Here is a 19,177-nt window from a genome sequence, read left to right as displayed (position 1 = left end):
GACCTCGAGCTCGCGGTGGGCCCACTCGACGGTGCCGTCGGCGGTGACGGCGGGAGCGGCGGCGCGGGCGGCGCGAACCTGTCCGACCCGGGCGTCGGCACGGTGCGGGTCGGTGACGGAGGCAGCGGCGGTTCCGGTGGCTCCGGAGGTGCCGGCGGAAACGGTGGAACCGGGGGCTCCGGCGGCAAGGGCGGAGCCGGCAGCGTCGAAGGGCCTGCAGGCGCGGACGGTGCACAGGGCACTACCGGCTCCGGTGGCTCCGGTGGCTCCGGCGGCGGTGGCGGCGCGGGCGGAGCGACCGGGGACGGCCAAGCGGGAGGGTCGGGGAGCGCAGGTGTCGGCGGCAGTGGGCCGCGGGGCACCAGTGGCGGGGCCGGCGGTCAGGGTGGCGGTGGCGGCGACGGTGGCCGCGGCTCTGGCGACAGCGGAGACTGACACCCCCGAGGCCCGACTGACTCAGACGGGAACGGCCTCGATGATCGACACCGGGCCCGGGGTGAACACCACTCGGGAGAGCCGAAAGCCCGCTCTGGACAACAGCTCCGCGTACTGGGCCTCGGTGCGCTCCATGCCGCCGGCGGAGACCAGCATCTCCAGGTCGACCAACATGCCCAGATGGGCCGGGGCGCCCTCGGGAAGGACCAGTTCGAACAACAGGAGCTTGCCGGCGGGGTCGATGGCGGTGCGCACGTTGCGCAGGATCGCGACCGACTTCTCGTCGTCCCAGTCGTGGATCACGGCCTTCAGCAGGTAGGCGTCCCCGCCTGCGGGGACCGCGCCGAAGAAGGATCCGCCCTCGATGCCGCACCGGGACGCCACCCCCGCCGACTCGAGCAGGTCTGCGGCGTTGGCGACCACCGACGGGAGGTCGAAGAGCACGCCGCGGGCCTGCGGAGCCTGCTTCAACACCGCGGCCAGCAGGGCGCCGTGTCCGCCGCCGACGTCGACGATCAGCCGTGTATCGCTGAAATCGTATGCGGGAACCGCGGTTTCGATGGCGAGCGTGGAAGCTCCCGTCATCGCGTCGTTGAAGATCTCGGCGAACTCGGGGTCGGTGGCCATATAGTCGAATGTCGGCACGCCGCGGATGGCCTCGATCGCGGTCTGCCCTGTCCGCACGGAATGCTCCATGCTGCCCCAGTGCTCCCAATGCTGGCGGCTCCCCACCATGGTGGCCATCGCCGCCACACTGTTGGGGGCGTCGCGGCGCAACGTCCGCCCCAACCTGGTCAGCTCGAATCGTCCGTCCCGGCGAAGCTCGAGGATCGAGTAGCTGGCCAGCAGTCGCATCAGCCGGTAGGTGGCTCCCGGGTGCGAACCGACCCGCTGGGCCACCTCGTCGGCCCTCTGCGGACCGGTGCTCAGTTCGTCGGGGATACCCAGCCGCACCGCGACGTAGATCGCCTGCGTGAGCCATGACCCCAGCACGATCTCCATCATCGTGACGTTGGCTGGTGCCGTTGACCTGTGGAGCCGGGCGAGCGCACCCCGGAGCCCGCTGATCATCCGCAGCACCGCGGGCGGCGGTGCGGCAATACGTCCGGCCATGGTCCTAGTCCAGGTAGTCGCGCAGTACCTGAGAACGGCTCGGGTGGCGCAACTTCGACATCGTCTTGCTCTCGATCTGGCGGATGCGCTCGCGCGTGACGCCGTAGACCTGGCCGATCTCGTCGAGGGTGCGCGGCTGACCGTCGGTCAGACCGAAGCGCAGTCGGACGACGCCCGCTTCACGCTCCGAGAGGGTCTCCAGCACCGACTGAAGCTGATCCTGCAGCAACGTGAACGAGACGGCGTCCACGGCCACCACGGCTTCACTGTCCTCGATGAAGTCGCCGAGTTGCGAATCACCCTCGTCGCCGATGGTCTGGTCCAGCGAGATGGGCTCACGCGCGTACTGCTGGATCTCCAGCACCTTTTCGGGCGTGATGTCCATTTCCTTGGCGAGTTCCTCGGGCGTGGGCTCACGGCCCAGGTCCTGCAGCAGCTCGCGCTGGATACGGCCGAGCTTGTTGATCACCTCGACCATGTGCACCGGGATGCGGATGGTGCGGGCCTGGTCGGCCATCGCGCGGGTGATCGCCTGCCGGATCCACCATGTCGCGTACGTGGAGAACTTGTAACCCTTTGTGTAGTCGAACTTCTCGACCGCACGGATCAGGCCCAGGTTGCCTTCCTGGATGAGGTCGAGGAACGCCATGCCGCGTCCGGTGTAGCGCTTGGCCAGGGACACCACCAGTCGCAGGTTGGCCTCGAGCAGATGGTTCTTGGCGCGGTCGCCGTCACGACAGATCCACTGATAGTCGCGGCGCTGCGCCGTCGTCAGCTTCTCGCCCCGCTCGGCGAACTCGGTCATCAACTGCGTGCAGTACAGCCCCGCCTCGATGCGCTTGGCGAGTTCGACCTCTTCCTCGGCGTTGAGCAGCGCGACCTTGCCGATCTGCTTGAGGTAGGCGCGAACCGAGTCGGCCGACGCGGTGAGCTCGGCGTCCTTGCGGGCCTGCCGCAGTGCCTCGGACTCCTCCTCGTCCCAGACGAAGTCGCCGGAGGCCTTGTCCTTCTCCGAGGGTTCGGCGATCTCGTCCTCGACCTCGGCCGCCTTGGCGGGCTTGCCTGCCGCCTTGGGCGCGGCTTTGGCCGTGCCCACGGCGTCGTCGGATGCCTCGTCGTCGGTGTCGGCTTCGTCGTCGGACGATTCCTCGTCGTCGGCGTCGTCCTCGACCACGATGTCCTCGAGGTCGATCTCGGTGTCGTCCACCTCGAGGACGTCACCGGGCTCACCCTCGATCTCGGCGGCGTCGCCGTCGACGAGATCGTCGTCGGCCGCACCGGGAGTGGGCGACGTCGCCTTCTTGGCCCGGCTGCGCGCTGCCGGGGCGTCGGCGGCCTTGGCGGCACGCGGCTTGGCGGTCTTCGCGGCCTTCTTGGCGGGCGCTGCACCGTTCGCCGACTTCGCCGGCGAGGCCTTCTTGGCGGGGGGCTTGGTGGCGGTGCGCTTCACCGGCTCATCGGTTGCCGGGCTTGCCTTTGTCGCTGCCACGTACACCCTTTCGGTCGTGCGGTTTCCGGCGCGCACACGTGCGCCACCGAAAAGTGTCGGCTATGTCGAATGTCGGCGTGGATCTCACGGCGGTTTGGTCGAGGTGGGATACATCCGCCGCTACTCGGTAGGCGGCCGCCGTCATCCATTGTAACGACAGTGTGGGTGGGTGCTGCGCCGAGCGGCAAATTTGACGCGCGAGCGTGCCGACCAGCCGAGGCTACCCGCGGGTAGCTGTGACGTCGACGTCGGCCGCCATGGCGGCACCGACGATGCCCGCCTCGTTCTGCAACGCCGCCGCGACCACGGGCGTGCGGTTCTTCAACAGCGGAATCCACTTGTGAGCTTTGCGGCTGATCCCGCCGCCCGCGATGAACAGGTCCGGCCAGATGGCATTCTCGATCGCCACCAGCACTTTCGTGACCTCCTCGGTCCAGCGCTCGTAACTCCATTCCTTGCGTTCCTTGACCGAACTCGCGGCCCGATGCTCGGCCTCCTTGCCGCCGACCTCGAGGTGCCCGAACTCCGTGTTGGGCAGGAGCACGCCGTTGTGGATGACCGCCGAGCCGATGCCGGTACCGAACGTCAGGAGCACGATCACTCCCGTCTCGTCGCGTCCTGCGCCGAATTTCTCCTCGGCGAGTCCTGCGGCGTCGGCGTCGTTGAGCACCGTCACACGCCGGCCGCCGAGCGCCCCGCCGATCACGTCTTGGGCGTTGGCGCCGATCCAGCCCTTGTCGACGTTGGCGGCCGTGCGCACCGTCCCATCCGTCACCACACCCGGGTACGTCACACCCAACGGGCCCTCCCAGCCGAAGTGCTCCACGACCTGGGCGATGGTCTCGGCGACGGCGTCAGGCGTGGACGGCTGGGGGGTGAGCAGTTTGAAGCGCTCACCGATCAACAGGCCTGTGTCGAGGTCGACGATGCCGCCCTTGACCCCGCTGCCGCCGACGTCGACGCCGAACCCGCGGTGCTGCCCGGCGCCGCTGGATTCGGCGGCAGGTGAATCGCTGGCGGTCATGGAAGCTCCTCTGCGCAGGTCGGCGGCCACGAAAGTCATCGGCACGGCTCGGCCGTGCGGCAGCCAAGGCGCACTCCACACATTATCGGCTCGCCAATTCTGATGGGTGCCAGTCGCGCATCCGAAGGGCCGCCGATCGCCGGATGTGCTGCGATGGGCGTGTGACCGACCTCGACACCGATCCCGCGCTGCTTCGTTCGGTGGCCGAGCAGCTCGCGGCGGAAGCCGCCGCGTTCGTCAGGCGCCGCCGGGTCGAGGTCTTCGGCACGGGCCGGGCCGGGGCCGATTCGACCGTGGGGGCGGTGTCCTTCACGAGCGCGGTGTCCTCCAAGAGCTCGGCCACCGACCCCGTCACCGTGGTCGACACCGAGACGGAGCGGCTGTTGCGGGACCGGTTGGCCGAACTGCGCCCGGGCGACCCCATTCTCGGCGAGGAGGAGGGCGGGCCGGTGGGCGCGGCGGACGGGAAGGTCATCTGGGTGCTCGACCCCATTGACGGCACGGTGAACTTCCTCTACGGCATCGAGGCGTACGCGGTGTCGGTCGGTGTGCAGCGCGATGGCGTCTCGGTGGCCGGGGCGGTGGCCGACGTCGCCGCCGGCGCCGTGTACTCGGCGGCGCTGGGGCACGGTGCCCGGGTGCGCCGCGGCGGTGTGGTCTGTGAGCTGCGGGCCAGCGGTGTCACCGAACTGTCGATGGCGCTGGTGGGGACGGGTTTCGGCTACCAGGCCGAGCGGCGCAGGCGCCAAGGTGAGGTTGTCGCCCGGTTGCTGCCGGAGGTGCGCGATCTGCGACGGATCGGTTCCTGCGCGCTGGACCTGTGCATGGTCGCCGCGGGCAGGTTGGACGCCTACTACGAGGAGGGCGTCCACGTGTGGGATTGGGCCGCGGGCGCCCTCATCGCCACCGAGGCCGGCGCGCACGTGCGGTTGCCGCAGACGACCGAGGGTGCGGGCCTGGTGGTGGCCGCCGCGCCGGGCATCAGCGCGGCGTTCGGCGACGCGCTGGTCCGCTGCGGCGCGATGTAGCGGCCGCGGCCGGTAGAAACCGGGCCGCGCTCAGCACGTTCCGGTGTGGATCTTCGACAGCAGCGTGGGGTCGGCCGGCTGGGTGGCATCGGGCAGCAGGCTGGCGAGCACGGCGTCGATGTCGTCGCTGTGGCTCAGCTCGGCGAACTCGGTTCCCAGCGCCAGGTCGACGGTGTCGTCGGTGCGCTGATCCTGGAAGAGTTCGGTGCACGGGGCCACCAGCCAGAGCGCCGCCGCCGCGGCCCGGCCGGACGGTCCGAACCGGATCTGGCCCTGGCAGACCAGCCGCACCGCCTCGTAGATCGGGTCGTTGGCAGCCTCCGGGTCGGCGAACCCGAGGTCGCGCAGCGCGCCCGCGACCTCGGCGGCCTGCCCGCCCTGCCCGCTGGCGTTGAGCACCCGGACGTCGGTGTCGGCGAGCTTGGCCGGCGTCACGTCGATCATCTCGGCCCGCGACACCTGCTCGCCGAGCTGGGGCCGAAATGCGCCGGGTTCGGCGGGAGCGGGGGGCGGGTTGCAGACCGCGGCCTCCCTGACCTCGGGTGGCCGCGACAGCGCGATCATCCAGACGAGAAGGGCCACCACCGCCAGGGATGCGAACAACACGATCCCGGGGAGGAAATGGCGGCGTCGGAAGGGGCGTCCGTGTTTGTCGAACGCCGTGCCGTCGGTGATTTGAGCGACCACGTTGAGCACTCTAAGGCCAGCATGACCGGGGTTCCGACCGGTGTCGCAAGGCGTGAGGACCAAACTGTGACATAAATCACATTAGAACCGGTGTCAATACGGGCACGAATCATTTGGCGGATGCGTTCGACGCTGGTACAAAGCACTGCTGCACAAGCTTGATGGAGGGGACCGAGATGGCCACTGACTACGACGCCCCACGGCGCACCGAGACCGACGACGTCTCCGAGGATTCGCTCGAGGAACTGAAGGCACGCCGCAACGAGGCTCAGTCGGCCGTCGTCGACGTCGACGAGTCAGAATCCGCCGAGTCGTTCGAACTGCCCGGCGCCGACCTCTCCGGTGAGGAACTGTCGGTGCGGGTGATCCCCAAGCAGGCCGACGAGTTCACCTGCTCGAGTTGCTTCCTGGTGCATCACCGCAGCCGTCTCGCCAGCGAGAAGAACGGGATGATGATCTGCACCGATTGCGCGGCCTGAGGTCAGGACGCGAGCGCGGCGAGCACCTTGTCGGGGTGCCTGGCGCTGATCAGCCAGTACGGGGTGGGGTCATCGGGATCGTCGAGGACCAGCAGGACCATCGGGCCGACCCACGCCCGATGCACGACGTAGGCCGCCGGGTCGAGCTGTCGGCCCAGGGCCGCCGACTTCGCCGAACGGGGAACCGCTGCCGAACGCGCGATGACGCTCACCGGCAGGTGGGCGCCGCCGATCCAGACCTCGGTGACGCCGTCGCCGGTGGTGACGCGCAGTTCGGTTCGGCCCATCCACACGAGCACGATCGCCGCCACCGGCAGCAGCACGGCGAAGGGCAGCCAGTTCGGCAGGGCTGCGACGCCCTGGTTGACCTCGAGTGCGATCAGGCCGGCAAGGCCCAGGCCGGGCAGCCACCACCACCACGGGACCCACAGCCGTTCGCGGTAGCGAACGGTTTGCGTGGTGGCGCGCGTGTCGGACACGCGGCCAAGAGTAATCTCTGACGTCGTGTCCACCTCTCTTGCGGTAGTGCGACTGGATCGCGACCTGCCGTTGCCCCACCGGGCTCACGACGGCGACGCGGGAGTCGACCTCTACAGCGCACAGGACGTCGAATTGGCGCCCGGTGAGCGGGCATTGGTGTCGACGGGGGTGGCGGTGGCCATCCCGTTCGGCATGGTGGGCCTGATTCATCCGCGCTCGGGTCTGGCTGCCCGCGTGGGGCTTTCAATCGTCAACAGTCCCGGCACGGTCGACGCGGGTTATCGTGGCGAGATCAAGGTCTCCCTGATCAACCTCGACCCTGTCGTCCCGATCGTCGTCCGACGGGGGGACCGGATCGCCCAGTTGCTCGTGCAGCGGGTGGAACTACCCGAGTTGGTCGAGGTGACGTCCTTCGACGAGGCGGGTCTGGCCGACACAACCCGTGGTGACGGTGGCCACGGTTCCTCCGGCGGACACGCCAGTCTCTAGAAATCGAGTTGAGCTGACCATGGCACTGAGAAGACAAAACCAAGACAGCCCCGAGACACCCGAGGTGGCGCCGCAGGACGCCGGTGAGGAACTCGAGGGTCCGTTCGACATCGACGACTTCGACGACCCGTCGGTCGCCGCGGTGGCCAGGCTGGACCTCGGATCGGTGCTGATCCCGATGCCCGACGGCGGGCAGGTGCAGGTCGAACTGAACAACGCCGGCGCACCCAGCGCCATCTGGGTGGTGACCCCCAACGGCCGCTTCACCATCGCTGCATACGCCGCGCCCAAGTCCGCGGGCCTGTGGCGCGAGGTCGCCTCGGAGCTGGCCGACTCGCTGCGCAAAGACACGGGCAAGGTCAGCATCGAGGACGGTCCCTGGGGTCGCGAGGTCGTCGGCGTCGGCGCCGAGAACGCTGGGGTGGTGCGCTTCATCGGCGTGGACGGATACCGCTGGATGATCCGCTGTGTGGTCAGCGGGCCGCACGACCGGATCGACGCCCTCGTCGAACAGGCACGAGATGCGCTGGCTGACACCGTTGTTCGCCGTGGCGATACCCCGATGCCGGTGCGCAACCCGCTTCCGATCCAGCTGCCCGAGCCGATGGCCGCCCAGCTGCGGGCCGCGACCGAACAGGCCGCAGCGCAGCAGGCGCAGGCGACGGGGCAGCCTCAGCCGACGCAGCCTCAGCAACAGCAGCCCACCGCGCGGCGCGGCACCCAGGGATCGGCGATGCAGCAATTGCGCACGATCACCGGCGGCTGACTACCCCCCGGCGTCCCGCAACGCGGCCAGGCACTGCGCGCCCAGAACCCCGGGGTCGGCTCCGATCTCGTCGAGGGTCACCGTGCGCAGCGACGCTCGTGGGGCTGCCGACACCCACTCGAGGCCGACCTCCAGAGGGTGCACCGGATCGTCGGTGGCTGACACCACCCCCATCGGCGCCGTCAGCGACTCCAGATCGACGCTCGTCGGCGCGACGTATCCGGCCGCCTCATCCATCGCGTCGGGCAACGACGGCCACTGCCCGACCCACGATCGGGTCAGCTCGTCGGCGAGCCACCTCGGGCTCGACGCCTGCATCTGCCCGGTGGCCGACACGAGTCCGTCGCGACGCAGCATCTCCGCGGCGTGACGGGCTGCCGACGCCGCCGGCGCCGCGTCGGGGGCGCCGGTCCACGCCGGCAGCGCCGCCAGCACCGCGGCCACACGGTCCGGATGTGACAATGCCCACGCAGCGGCGACGGCGGCGCCGATCGACACACCTCCGACGGCGATCGGCAGAGGTCGAGCTGCGCGGGCCGCGTTGTCGAGGTCCTCGCGGTAACCGTCGACCAGGCGGTGCGGCTGCGGTGCCGGGGTGACGACGACCGCGCCGACCGCGTGCAATGCGGCGGAGAACGCCCGGTAGACGAAGTCGTCGTCGGATCCTGTTCCGGGAAGCAGCACGGTGGTGACGCCGCGCAGATTGACCGTCATCACTCGATCGTGCCCGGTCGCGAAATCCCCGGCGCGGCGGGCCGTGCCGACGTGGCGAATCGGAACCAAGAGGTCTAGCGTGGCGTTGATTGGGGTACACACAGTTGCTTGGCAACAAGTTCCACAGAAGGTCAGGAGAAGCCATGGCCACGGCCGAGGGGTATCTGCGGCGGTTGACCCGTCGGCTGACCGAGGACCCGGAACAGCTCGACGTCGAGGAGCTCGGCGACGAGGCCGCGAGCACCGGCGCGCAGAAGGCGATCGACTGTCAGCGCGGCCAGGAAGTGACCATGGTCGGCACCCTGCGCAGCGTTGAGTGCAACGGCAAGAGTTGTGCGGGCGGCGTCAAGGCCGAACTGTTCGACGGCACCGACTCGGTGATCCTGGTGTGGCTGGGACAGCGCCGCATCCCCGGCATCGAATCCGGCCGCACCCTCAAGGTGCACGGCCGGGTCGGCAAACTGGACAACGGCGCCAAGGCGATCTACAACCCCCACTACGAGATTCAGAAGTGACCGACCCCGGCTCCGAACCGGGCAGTCAGACCTCACCACCGCGGGGAGCGGCCGTCCTGGAACAGATGGGCGGCATCAGCGGGCTGATCTACTCGTCGCTGCCGGTGGTGGTGTTCGTGCCCGTGTCGTCGGCCTTCGGGCTGATGCCCGCCATCGGCGCCGCGCTCGCCGTGGCCACCCTGATCCTGGCGTGGCGGCTGCTGCGCCGGGACTCCGTGCAGCCGGCCATCTCCGGATTCTTCGCCGTCGGGATCAGCGCGCTCATCGCCTACCTCGTCGGCGCCTCCAAGGGCTATTTCCTTCTCGGCATCTGGATGTCGCTGTTCTGGGCCATCGTGTTCACCGCATCCGTGATCGTCCGCCGGCCGGTGGTCGGCTACATCTGGGGCTGGGTGAACACCCACGACCGGCGCTGGCGCGGCGTGCGGCGCGCGGTGCTCGCCTTCGACGTGGCGACCCTGGTGTGGGTGGTGGTCTTCACGTCCCGGTTCGTGGTGCAGCACCACCTGTATGACGCCGACCAGACGGGATGGCTCGGTGTCGCCCGGATCGCGATGGGATGGCCGCTGACGGCGGTGGCCGCGCTGGTGACCTACCTGGCGATCAGAGCCGCGCAGCGGGCGGTGCGCGAGCACCACGGCACCGATGAGGTGTCAGGGGACACTGACACGTCGGGGGACACGGACGCGGCAGGGGACACCGAGACGTCGGAAGCCGGCGACTCGGCGCGGAAGCCGCGCTGACGGGCGCTCAGCGCTGACGCGGGTGAAGCAGCAGTTCGCGCAGCTCGGGCTCGACCTCGGAGACCGCGACGAACAGCAGCTCGTCGCCGCCCTCGAGTGGTTCGTCGCCTTCCGGCACGATCACCCGCGGCCCTCGCAGGATCGTCACCAGCGCAGCGTCTCTTGGCAGTTCGAGGCGCTTGACCGGCTTGCCGCCCCACGGTGTGTCATCGGGGAGGGTGATCTCGACGAGGTTGGCCTGGCCCTTGCTGAACTCCATCAGCCGGACCAGATCACCGACCGACACCGCCTCCTCCACCAGTGAGGCCAGCATCCGGGGGGTGGACACCGCGACGTCGACGCCCCAAGCCTCGTCGAAGAGCCATTCGTTGCGGGGGTCGTTGACCCGGGCCACCACACGGGGGACCGCGAATTCGGTCTTCGACAGCAGGCTGACCACGACGTTGGCCTTGTCGTCGCCCGTGGCGGCGATCACGACGTCGAACTCCTCGAGCTTGACCGCCTCGAGCAGGCTGAGCTCACACGCGTCACCCAGGCGCCAGCTCGCCGTCGGGATCGCCTCGACGTCGATGTGGTCCGGGTTGCGCTCGAGAAGCGTCACGTCGTGGGCGTCGACGAGCTCGCGCGCGATGGACCTGCCGACGGCCCCGGCTCCGGCGATCGCGACCTTCATCGTCTTGCTCCTCGCGTCCGCGTCATCGTCTTGCTCCTCGCGTCCGCGTCATCGTCTTGCCCCCCGCGTCCGCGTCATCGGGCCTCCGAATCCTCGCTGGGGGGCAACGCCGCAATGGCCAGCGCTTCGGCGATGTGACCGGAGACGGCGGCCAGGTAGACCTGGTCGCCGGCCTGGATGACGGTCTTGGCGTCGGGCAGCGTGCCGGCACCGAACCGGATCAGGAACGCCACCCGGCCCGACGTGGCCGCTTCCAGCTCCGTGACCCGGTGTCCCACCCAGTCCTCGTGCAGCGACAGCTCGGCGACCCCGACGTTGCCGGTCGGGTCGCGCCATTTGGTCGTCTCGGTCTCGCGGGTCAGCGCATGGAGTAGCCGGTCGGTGGTCCACGGCACCGTGGCGACGGTGGGGATACCGAGGCGCTCGTAGACGGCGGCACGTTTGGCGTCGTAGATGCGCGCGACCACGCGCGAAACACCGAACGTCTCGCGGGCGACCCGGGCGGAGATGATGTTCGAGTTGTCGCCCGAGGACACCGCCGCGAAGGCTGATGCGCCTTCGATGCCCGCACGGAGTAACACGTCGCGGTCGAACCCCATGCCGAGCACCCGTTCCCCGGGGAAATCGGGAGAGAGCCGGTGAAAGGCCGTGCCGTCCCGGTCGATCACGGAGACGTCATGGCCGATCCTGGCCAGGCTGTCCGACAGCGACGCGCCCACCCGGCCGCATCCCATCACCACTACACGCACCTGAGGTGTCCTTTCCGGCTGGAGCCAGAGGTGGCTTACCCAAGACTGCTGAAACAGAACCTGCGCACGGTGAACGCTACCGTGATTCGGCCCTGGGCCTACTCTTGGCACTCGTGTCCAAGCTTTCTACCGCCGCGCGGCGTCTGGTGCTGGGCCGGCCCTTCCGCAGCGACAACCTGTCGCACACCCTGCTGCCCAAGCGGATAGCCCTGCCGGTCTTCGCCTCCGACGCGCTGTCCTCGGTCGCGTATGCACCCGAGGAGATCTTCCTGGTGCTGTCGGTGGCGGGGCTGGCCGCCTACTCGATGGCACCGTGGATCGGCCTGGCGGTGGCGGCGGTGATGCTCATCGTGATCGCCAGCTACCGGCAGAATGTGCACGCCTACCCGTCGGGCGGCGGCGACTACGAGGTGGTGACCACCAACCTGGGTCCCACAGCGGGTCTCACCGTCGCCAGCGCGCTGCTGGTGGATTACGTGCTGACCGTCGCGGTGTCGATGTCCTCGGCGATGTCGAACATCGGGTCCGCGGTGCCGTTCGTCGACCAGCACAAGGTGCTGTTCGCGGTCGTCGCGATTCTGGTGTTGGCGTCGCTGAACCTGCGGGGTATCCGGGAATCGGGCACCGCGTTCGCGATTCCGACCTACGCGTTCATGATCGGCATGATCGTGATGCTCGCCTGGGGCTTCTTCCAGATCTACGTCCTCGGCGAGCCGTTGCGTGCGGAGTCGGCCGATTTCGAGATGCACTCCGAACACGGCGACATTCTCGGGTTCGCGCTGGTGTTCCTCGTGGCGCGGGCCTTCTCGTCGGGAAGTGCGGCGCTGACCGGTGTGGAGGCGATCAGCAACGGTGTCCCGGCGTTCCGGAAACCCAAGTCCCGCAACGCCGCCACCACGCTACTGCTGCTCGGGGTCATCGCTGTCACGATGTTCATGGGGATGATCATGCTGGCGAAGGCGACCGGCGTGCAGATCGCGGAGCGGCCGCACGAACAACTCGGGGGCGCGCCCGCGGACTACCAACAGAAGACGCTGATCGCCCAGTTGGCGGAGACGGTGTTCCACGGCTTCCCGCTCGGCCTCATCCTGATCGCCACGGTGACCGCCCTGATCCTGGTGCTCGCGGCGAACACCGCCTTCAACGGATTCCCTGTGCTGGGATCGATCCTGGCGCAGGACCGGTTTCTGCCCCGCCAGCTGCACACCCGCGGCGACCGGCTGGCGTTCTCCAACGGAATCCTGTTCCTGGCCTTCGGCGCCGTCGCCTTCGTCGTCGCGTTCCAGGCCGAGGTCACCAAGCTGATCCAGCTCTACATCGTCGGGGTGTTCGTGTCGTTCACGCTGAGCCAGATCGGCATGGTCCGGCACTGGACCCGGCTGCTGCGCACCGAGACCGAGCCCACGGCCCGGGCCCGCATGAAGCGTTCCCGTGTCATCAACACCATCGGCTTCGTCTGCACGGGCACCGTGCTGATCATCGTGGTGGTCACCAAGTTCCTTGTCGGAGCATGGATCGCGATCCTGGCGATGGGCGCGCTGTTCGGCCTGATGAAGCTGATCCACAAGCACTACGCGTCGGTCAGCCGCGAGCTCGAGCTGCGTGCCGCGGAGACCGAGGACATCGTGCTGCCCAGCCGAAACCACGCGATCGTGTTGGTGTCCAACGTGCACATGCCGACGCTGCGGGCGCTGGCCTACGCGCGGGCCACCCGCCCCGACATGCTGGAGGCCATCACGGTCAGCGTCGACGACGCCGAGACCCGCGAGCTGGTGCACAAGTGGGAGCACAGCGACATCAGCGTGCCGCTGAAGGTGATCGCGTCGCCGTACCGCGAGATCACCCGGCCGGTACTCGACTACGTCAAGCGGGTCAGCAAGGACTCGCCGCGCACCGTGGTCACGGTGTTCATCCCCGAGTACGTGGTCGGGCATTGGTGGGAGCAGGTGCTGCACAACCAGAGTGCGTTGCGGCTGAAGGGCAGGCTGTTGTTCGAACCCAACGTCATGGTGACCTCGGTTCCGTGGCAGCTGTCCTCGTCGGAGCGGTTGAAGAAGCTGGCGCCACAGTCCGCCCCGGGCGACGCGCGCAAGGGGTTCCTGGATTGACCGCCTTCGAAGCACCCGACGAACTCACGCTGACGACCGGAGACGCCGCGAACGGCGGCAGTTGTGTGGCGCGCCACGACGGCCGGGTGGTGTTCGTGCGGTACGCGCTCCCCGGCGAGACGGTCAGGGCCCGCCTGACCGGGGGAGCGGGCGAGCGCGGGTCGTACTGGAACGCCGAGGTGATCGAGGTGCTCGAGCCCTCCGTCGACCGGATCGACTCATTGTGCCCGATCGCCGGAGTTGACGGGGCGGGTTGCTGCGACCTCGCGTTCGCCGAACCCGCGGCCGCACGCAGGCTCAAGGGCGCGGTCGTGGCCAATCAGCTCGCGCGGCTCGGGGGATACCGGTGGCGCGACGAACACGACGCGGTCGCGCAGCCGGTGGGTGAACTGGGGGCCACGGGATGGCGGACCCGGGTGCGGCTCGACACCTCGGCCGACGGTCGCGCAGGATTTCACCGGTACCACAGCACCGAGCTGGTGCACCGGCTCGACTGTGCGCAGCTGCCCGCGGGCATGCTCGCGGGCATCGCCGACACGCGGTGGCCCGGCGAGTCCCACGTCCATGTGGTGATCGACGACGACGGCGACCGCCACGTGGTGGTGGCCGGGACTCGCGGTGGCCGCAAGACCACGACGTCCGAAGGCGGCTACGAGGCGGTTCAACGCGTGGGCGGGCGCAGCTGGCGGGTGCCGGTGACGGCCTTCTGGCAGGCCCACCGCGACGCCGCGGAGTTGTACAGCGCGCTTGTCGCCGAGTGGGCCCGGCTCGGGACGGGGATGACCGCGTGGGATCTCTACGGCGGCGCAGGCGTTTTCGCCGCGGCACTGGCGCAGTCCGTCGGTGACACCGGCCGAGTGCTCACCGTCGACACGTCGCGCGGTGCCTCGCGGTCGGCGCGCGCGGCGCTCGCCGACCTGGGCTGCGTGTCCGTGCTGACCGACTCCGTGCGCCGGGCGTTGGCCGGCCAGCGGGACCGCGCCGACGTCGCGGTTCTCGACCCGCCGCGTGCCGGTGCGGGTCGTGAGGTGATCGACATGCTGGCCGCCGCCGAGGTGCCCAGAATCATCCACATAGGTTGTGAGGCAGCATCATTCGCCCGGGACGTCGGGCTCTACCGCGGCCACGGATATACGGTCGAACGGTTGGAGGTGTTCGACTCGTTCCCGTTGACCCACCACGTCGAGTGCATCGCAGTGCTGACCCGCTGAGCAGCATCCGTCACGGGCCCCCCGGCGCGAGTCCGTCGACCGCCTGCTCCATCCGCTCGAGGGCCTCGCGCATCTCCGCGAGGGCTTCCCTGAGTTCGGTCGCCGACGTCGGCGGCTCGTCGGCCACGGGTCCCGGCGCGGCCCGCGGAGGTGCCGGCGGCGGCGCCGTCGGTGCCGGCGGAGGAGCCGACGCGGCATCACCGCCGGGTGCGGTGGCCACCCGGCCGGCGCCCGGGCCGAAGACCTGATCGAGCGCTTCGGCCACCGTCGGGGCGTAACCCACCCGGAGACCGCCGGCACCGGGTTCGCGGAAGCTCACAAGGACGCGAGACAGTTGCGGGAACGTCGAACTGTTCGGGTTGGTCGAAATACGCTCTGTGTAAAGAGGTTCCACGTACAGGACACCGCCGTCGCCGATCGGCAGAGTCAGCAGGTTTCCGTAATGGATACGGTTCGACCGCTCCAGCAGCGTGCGCTCCGAGGCCACCCGGGTGTCGGAGATCATCGAGTTCTGGATCTGCTGCGGTCCCTGTGTGAGCGTGTCGGTCGGAAGCCGAAGCACGGTGAGTTTGCCGTAGTCGCCGGGGTCGGAGTGCGCGGAGATGTAGGCCGAGAGGAACTCGCGGTTGTAGCCGACCATCGCGGTCGCCAGCCGGAACGATGGTTCAGCCGTCTGGTCGTCCCCGATGAGGATGTAGAACGGCGGCTGCGCCGGGTTGGCGTCATCGGTCGGGTCACTGGGCACCGACCAGAACGCGTTGGTGGTGAAGAACTCTCGCGGCTCGTTGACGTGATACTTGGCCAGCAGCTCCCGCTGGACGCGGAAAAGGTCCTCGGGATACCGAAAGTGTGCGCGCAGTTCGTCGGGAATCTCGTCTTCGGCCTTGACGCTCCCGGGCAGCGATCGCATCCACGCCGCCAACACGGGGTCCGCGGTGTCGAACTGATACAGCGTCACGGTGCCGTCGTAGGCATCGACGGTGGCTTTGACCGAGTTCCGCGCGTAGGACACGCTCGCGCCCGGTCGCACCACCCCGGTCGCGGTGGTGACCGGAGCCCCCAGCGACATCCGCTGGGCGTAGGGGTAGGCATCGAGGGTGGTGTACGCGTCGATGATCCACAGGATGCGTCCGTCGACGACGGCGGGATATGCGTTGGCGTCGACGGTGAGCCACGGCGCCACCCGTTGCACCCGTTCCTTCGGATCGCGGTGGAACAGCACCCTGGACTCCGAGCCGATCGCGCGGGAGAACAGGATGTTGCGTTCGGCGAACTTCGCCGCGAAAACACCGCGGTGCAGCCAGCTCCCGATCGAGACCCCGCCTGCGCCGGTGTAGGTGTAGGTCGAGGTGTCGGTGTCGTACTCCCGCGGCTGGGAGCCGGCTGCGCCGCCGACGATCGCGTAGTCGGGGTCGGTGCTGGCGATGACCTCACCGAAGTAGACCCAGGGTTGGTCGACGGGGATTACCTGTCCGCCCGCTGACTGGGTGGCGATGTCGCTCACCGCGTAGATCGGGTAACCGCTGTTGGTCTCCGACGCCTCCGCGGCGTCGCGCACCGCAGCGTTGACGCGGTTGGCCGGCGCGGCAACGAAGCCGTTGCCGTGGGTGTAGACCGTGTGGCGGTTGATCCAGTCGGTCTGATTGCCGGTCAGGCTCTCGGGCGAGAGTTCGCGCACACCGACGATGTAGTCCTGCAACTGCCCGTCGATGTGGTACCGGTCGATGTCGAGAACGTCGGGGAAGCTGTAGAAATTCTTCAGTTGCTGCTGCTGGGTGAACGTTCGCGACAGAATGTTGGGGTCGAGCAACCGGGTCTGCGCGATGGTCGTCCGATCGGCGGGCACCTCCTGCGGAGCCTTGGTGCCGACGCCCGGGTAGTCCCGGTATTCGACGGCGTCCCCGTCGAGTCGGAAAGCCTGCCGCGTGGCGTCCATGTTGCGTTGGATGTAGGGCCTTTCGACGTCGGCCGCGTTGGGGCGCACCGAGAACTGTTCCATCAGCATCGGCCACACGCCACTGACCAGCAGAGACGACAGCACCAGCAGGACCGTGGCCATCGCCGGGATGCGCATGTCGCGCAGGAACACCGCGGCGAAGAAGGAGGCGGCGCACAGCACGGCGATGGCCAGCAGAACCAGTTTGGCCGGCAGATTCGCATTGATGTCTGTGTAGCCCGCTCCGGTGAACGTCGGTTCCTTGCGTCCGCTGGTGAGCAGGTCGTAGCGGTCGAACCAGTAGGCCACCGCCTTGAGCAGGATCACGGTGCCCGCCAGCACGGCGAGCTGCATCCGCGCGGGCTGGCTGAGCGTCGCCTTTCCCTTCTTCAGGCGAAACCCGCCGAACAGGTAGGTGGTGACAAGGTTCGCGACGAAGGCGAGCACCGCGGCGATGAGCAACCAGTTCAGCACCGACCGGTAGAACGGCAGGTCGAAAACGAAGAAGGCGATGTCATGACCGAACTCCGGGTCGTCGACGCCGAACGGGCCGCCGTGCAGGAACAACTGCACTGTCGCCCAGTTCAGCTGGGCGATCAAACCGCACAGCGCGCCCAGCCCGCCTGCGGTCGACAGGGTGATCAACAGCGGGCGGGTCATCACCGGGGTGCGATAGGGCGTCAACGGATCGTTCGGTTCGGTTTCCGGGACGAACACCGGGCGGGCGCGGTAGGCCATCACGATCGCGATCGTCAACGCGCCGCCGATCAGCATCGTCACGACGGCGAACGTGGCCAGTTTGGTGAGCAGCACGGTCAGCCACACCGACCGGAAGCCGACCTCACCGAACCACAGCCAGTCGACGTAGACGTCGAGAAGGCGTGGGCCGAAAAGCAATAGCGCGAACAGGGCCGAGGTCGCGATCACGATCGCCCGGCCGCGCCTGGACAACTGGGGAAACCTGTCGGGCGATCGTGTGGTCATGTGCGCGCTCCGAATCGCGTTACATGCCGTCGATCCGGGCATACCGCGGCATCGTTGCGGTCAGGCTCCCGGCATTCACCGATTCTGGGAACCCGGCTCGGTGAGTACGCGGGTGGCAGATGACTTAGATTGATCGTAGTAGGTGTGCCGGGAAGTCTGGTCGGCGCGTATTCGTCGAGCGCCAAATCAAAGAGGGGTCCAGTCATGCCTTCCGACCGCGTCCCAGCCGGGGGCAAGCGCCCGCTTCTCGCGCGCGGGTCCTGGTCGGAAACCAGTCGCATCACCTCGATCCTGCGCAAGGAGACCGTCGGCGGGATCATCTTGCTGGTGGCCGCGGCCGCGGCGCTCGTCTGGGCCAATTCACCGTGGGCGGAGACCTACTTCTCGTTGCGAGACCTCGAGGTCGGCGGTGAGCCCTTCGGCTTGCACCTGAAGCTGACGTTGGGCGCATGGGCCGCCGACGGGTTGCTGGCGATCTTCTTCCTGGTCGTCGGGCTGGAACTCAAACGCGAGTTCGTCGCCGGGGATCTCCGCGATCCTCGCCGCGCGGCGCTGCCGATCGCCGCGGCCGTCGGCGGGATGGTGGTGCCCGCGGTCATCTTCGTCCTGGTCAACATCCAGACCGGTGACGGCGCACTACGAGGCTGGGCGATCCCGACCGCGACGGACATCGCGTTCGCGGTCGCCGTGCTCGCGGTCATCTCCACGCACCTGCCGTCGGCGCTGCGCACGTTCCTGCTGACGCTGGCCGTGGTCGACGACCTGCTGGCGATCACCGTCATCGCCGTGTTCTACACCCAGGACATCGACGGGGTCGCCCTGGCGCTCGCGCTGGTGCCGCTGGCGCTGTTCACGCTGTGTGTGCAGCGCGGGGTTCAGGCCTGGTGGCTGCTGATCCCGCTGGCGGTGGCGACCTGGGTGCTGGTCCACGAGTCGGGCGTGCACGCCACGGTGGCGGGGGTGCTGCTCGGGTTCGCCGTGCCGGTTCGCCGCTCCGCGACGCGGCGCGGTGTCGAGGTCGACGGGCAGCATCGGGTGGGGATGGCCGAGCACTTCGAGCACCGCACCCGGCCGCTGTCGGCTGGGATCGCGATACCGGTCTTCGCGTTCTTCGCCGCCGGGGTGAGCCTGGGCGGCATCAGCGGCCTCACGACGGCCCTCAGCGACCCGATCGCGCTGGGCATCGTGCTGGGGCTGGTGGTGGGCAAGCCCGTCGGGATTCTGCTCACCACCAGGGTGATGTCGGCGGTCACCCGCGCGAACCTGGACTCCTCGCTGCGCTGGATCGACGTGCTCGGCATGTCGATGCTCGCCGGGATCGGCTTCACGGTGTCGCTGCTGATCGGCGATCTCGCGTACGGACTGGGGTCCGATCGTGACGAATTGGTGAAGGTCGGCGTGTTGTGCGGGTCACTGTTGGCTGCCGGGTTGGCCTCGGTGCTGCTGCTGTCCAGAAACAGGGCCTACCGGCGCATTCACCTCTTGGAGACCGCCGACGACGACGCCGACGGAGTGCCCGATGTCTATCAGACTCAACAGGACTGACAGTGACGG

At 68.7% G+C, this 19,177-nt stretch carries 18 protein-coding genes and 1 pseudogene; 9 read left to right on the top strand and 10 right to left on the bottom strand.

The annotated features are described in order from the left end of the window. The 4 genes and pseudogenes from H7I57_RS19175 to ppgK all read right to left on the bottom strand — a co-directional run. Positions 1-438: pseudogene (locus tag H7I57_RS19175) on the bottom strand (hypothetical protein); the annotation flags it as partial. 18 nt (positions 439-456) lie between these two features. Next, positions 457-1,548 (bottom strand): methyltransferase, encoded by a 1,092-nt coding sequence (locus tag H7I57_RS19170; protein WP_264025345.1) that lies wholly within the window; start codon positions 1,546-1,548, stop codon positions 457-459. A 4-nt stretch (positions 1,549-1,552) separates the two neighbouring features. Further along, on the bottom strand, positions 1,553-3,037 hold the full coding sequence (locus tag H7I57_RS19165) for an RNA polymerase sigma factor (RefSeq protein ID WP_264025344.1): 1,485 nt from the start codon (positions 3,035-3,037) through the stop codon (positions 1,553-1,555). A gap of 220 nt (positions 3,038-3,257) precedes the next feature. After that, positions 3,258-4,061 carry a polyphosphate--glucose phosphotransferase gene (gene ppgK, locus H7I57_RS19160; RefSeq protein WP_264025343.1) on the bottom strand — a complete coding sequence of 268 codons (804 nt, stop codon included), beginning with the start codon at positions 4,059-4,061 and terminating at the stop codon, positions 3,258-3,260. A gap of 143 nt (positions 4,062-4,204) precedes the next feature. On the opposite strand from ppgK, the gene H7I57_RS19155 reads away from it, so the two are divergent. Further along, the gene (locus H7I57_RS19155) at positions 4,205-5,089 is read left to right on the top strand and encodes an inositol monophosphatase family protein (RefSeq protein WP_275081444.1); all 885 of its coding nucleotides are present in this window, start codon (positions 4,205-4,207) and stop codon (positions 5,087-5,089) included. 30 nt (positions 5,090-5,119) lie between these two features. Here the strand turns inward: H7I57_RS19155 and cei are convergent, their stop codons facing one another. After that, a complete protein-coding gene (gene cei / locus H7I57_RS19150; RefSeq protein WP_264025339.1) occupies positions 5,120-5,776 on the bottom strand; it encodes an envelope integrity protein Cei in 657 nt (218 codons plus the stop codon). 176 nt (positions 5,777-5,952) lie between these two features. Between cei and H7I57_RS19145 the strand changes: the two genes are divergently transcribed. Beyond that, positions 5,953-6,255, top strand: a complete 303-nt coding sequence (locus H7I57_RS19145; protein ID WP_011894786.1) for a DUF4193 domain-containing protein — start codon at positions 5,953-5,955, stop codon at positions 6,253-6,255. 2 nt (positions 6,256-6,257) lie between these two features. Here the strand turns inward: H7I57_RS19145 and H7I57_RS19140 are convergent, their stop codons facing one another. Continuing rightward, positions 6,258-6,734: a DUF3093 domain-containing protein gene (locus H7I57_RS19140; protein ID WP_264025337.1), complete on the bottom strand. Its 477-nt coding sequence runs from the start codon at positions 6,732-6,734 to the stop codon at positions 6,258-6,260. A 25-nt stretch (positions 6,735-6,759) separates the two neighbouring features. Here H7I57_RS19140 and dut point away from each other — a divergent pair, with 25 nt between their 5' ends. Together dut and H7I57_RS19130 are read left to right on the top strand one after the other, a co-directional pair. After that, on the top strand, positions 6,760-7,224 hold the full coding sequence (gene dut / locus H7I57_RS19135; RefSeq protein WP_264025336.1) for a dUTP diphosphatase: 465 nt from the start codon (positions 6,760-6,762) through the stop codon (positions 7,222-7,224). Between the two features lie 19 nt (positions 7,225-7,243). Next, complete coding sequence (locus H7I57_RS19130; RefSeq protein ID WP_264025335.1) at positions 7,244-7,990, top strand: DUF3710 domain-containing protein; 747 nt, start codon at positions 7,244-7,246, stop codon at positions 7,988-7,990. Here the strand turns inward: H7I57_RS19130 and H7I57_RS19125 are convergent, their stop codons facing one another. Then, positions 7,991-8,704: a serine aminopeptidase domain-containing protein gene (locus H7I57_RS19125; RefSeq protein ID WP_264025334.1), complete on the bottom strand. Its 714-nt coding sequence runs from the start codon at positions 8,702-8,704 to the stop codon at positions 7,991-7,993. Positions 8,705-8,847: 143 nt separating this feature from the next. Here H7I57_RS19125 and H7I57_RS19120 point away from each other — a divergent pair, with 143 nt between their 5' ends. Both H7I57_RS19120 and H7I57_RS19115 read left to right on the top strand, forming a co-directional pair. Further along, positions 8,848-9,219, top strand: a complete 372-nt coding sequence (locus H7I57_RS19120; RefSeq protein WP_264025333.1) for an OB-fold nucleic acid binding domain-containing protein — start codon at positions 8,848-8,850, stop codon at positions 9,217-9,219. Then, positions 9,216-9,962: a DUF3159 domain-containing protein gene (locus H7I57_RS19115; protein WP_264025331.1), complete on the top strand. Its 747-nt coding sequence runs from the start codon at positions 9,216-9,218 to the stop codon at positions 9,960-9,962. The genes H7I57_RS19120 and H7I57_RS19115 overlap by 4 nt, the downstream gene beginning before the upstream one ends. 7 nt (positions 9,963-9,969) lie before the next feature. On the opposite strand, the gene H7I57_RS19110 is transcribed toward H7I57_RS19115, so the two are convergent. Both H7I57_RS19110 and H7I57_RS19105 read right to left on the bottom strand, forming a co-directional pair. After that, positions 9,970-10,635: a potassium channel family protein gene (locus H7I57_RS19110; RefSeq protein ID WP_264025330.1), complete on the bottom strand. Its 666-nt coding sequence runs from the start codon at positions 10,633-10,635 to the stop codon at positions 9,970-9,972. Positions 10,636-10,709: 74 nt separating this feature from the next. Beyond that, entirely contained in the window at positions 10,710-11,384 is a 675-nt protein-coding gene (locus tag H7I57_RS19105; RefSeq protein ID WP_264025329.1) for a potassium channel family protein, read from the bottom strand. Positions 11,385-11,488: 104 nt separating this feature from the next. Between H7I57_RS19105 and H7I57_RS19100 the strand changes: the two genes are divergently transcribed. After that, entirely contained in the window at positions 11,489-13,492 is a 2,004-nt protein-coding gene (locus H7I57_RS19100; RefSeq protein ID WP_275081443.1) for an APC family permease, read from the top strand. After that, positions 13,489-14,703, top strand: a complete 1,215-nt coding sequence (locus H7I57_RS19095) for a class I SAM-dependent RNA methyltransferase (protein ID WP_264025327.1) — start codon at positions 13,489-13,491, stop codon at positions 14,701-14,703. Before H7I57_RS19100 ends, H7I57_RS19095 begins: the two co-directional genes overlap by 4 nt. Positions 14,704-14,713: 10 nt before the next feature. Here the strand turns inward: H7I57_RS19095 and H7I57_RS19090 are convergent, their stop codons facing one another. Then, positions 14,714-17,623, bottom strand: coding sequence for a UPF0182 family protein (locus tag H7I57_RS19090; protein ID WP_264025326.1), 2,910 nt, complete (start codon positions 17,621-17,623; stop codon positions 14,714-14,716). Positions 17,624-17,827: 204 nt separating this feature from the next. On the opposite strand from H7I57_RS19090, the gene nhaA reads away from it, so the two are divergent. Beyond that, a complete protein-coding gene (gene nhaA, locus H7I57_RS19085; RefSeq protein WP_264025325.1) occupies positions 17,828-19,168 on the top strand; it encodes a Na+/H+ antiporter NhaA in 1,341 nt (446 codons plus the stop codon). The last annotated feature ends 9 nt before the right edge of the window (positions 19,169-19,177 follow it).

The organism is Mycolicibacterium pyrenivorans (assembly GCF_025821625.1).
GTDB classification, from domain to species: domain Bacteria; phylum Actinomycetota; class Actinomycetes; order Mycobacteriales; family Mycobacteriaceae; genus Mycobacterium; species Mycobacterium pyrenivorans.
This window is presented reverse-complemented; position numbering and strand designations above follow the sequence as displayed.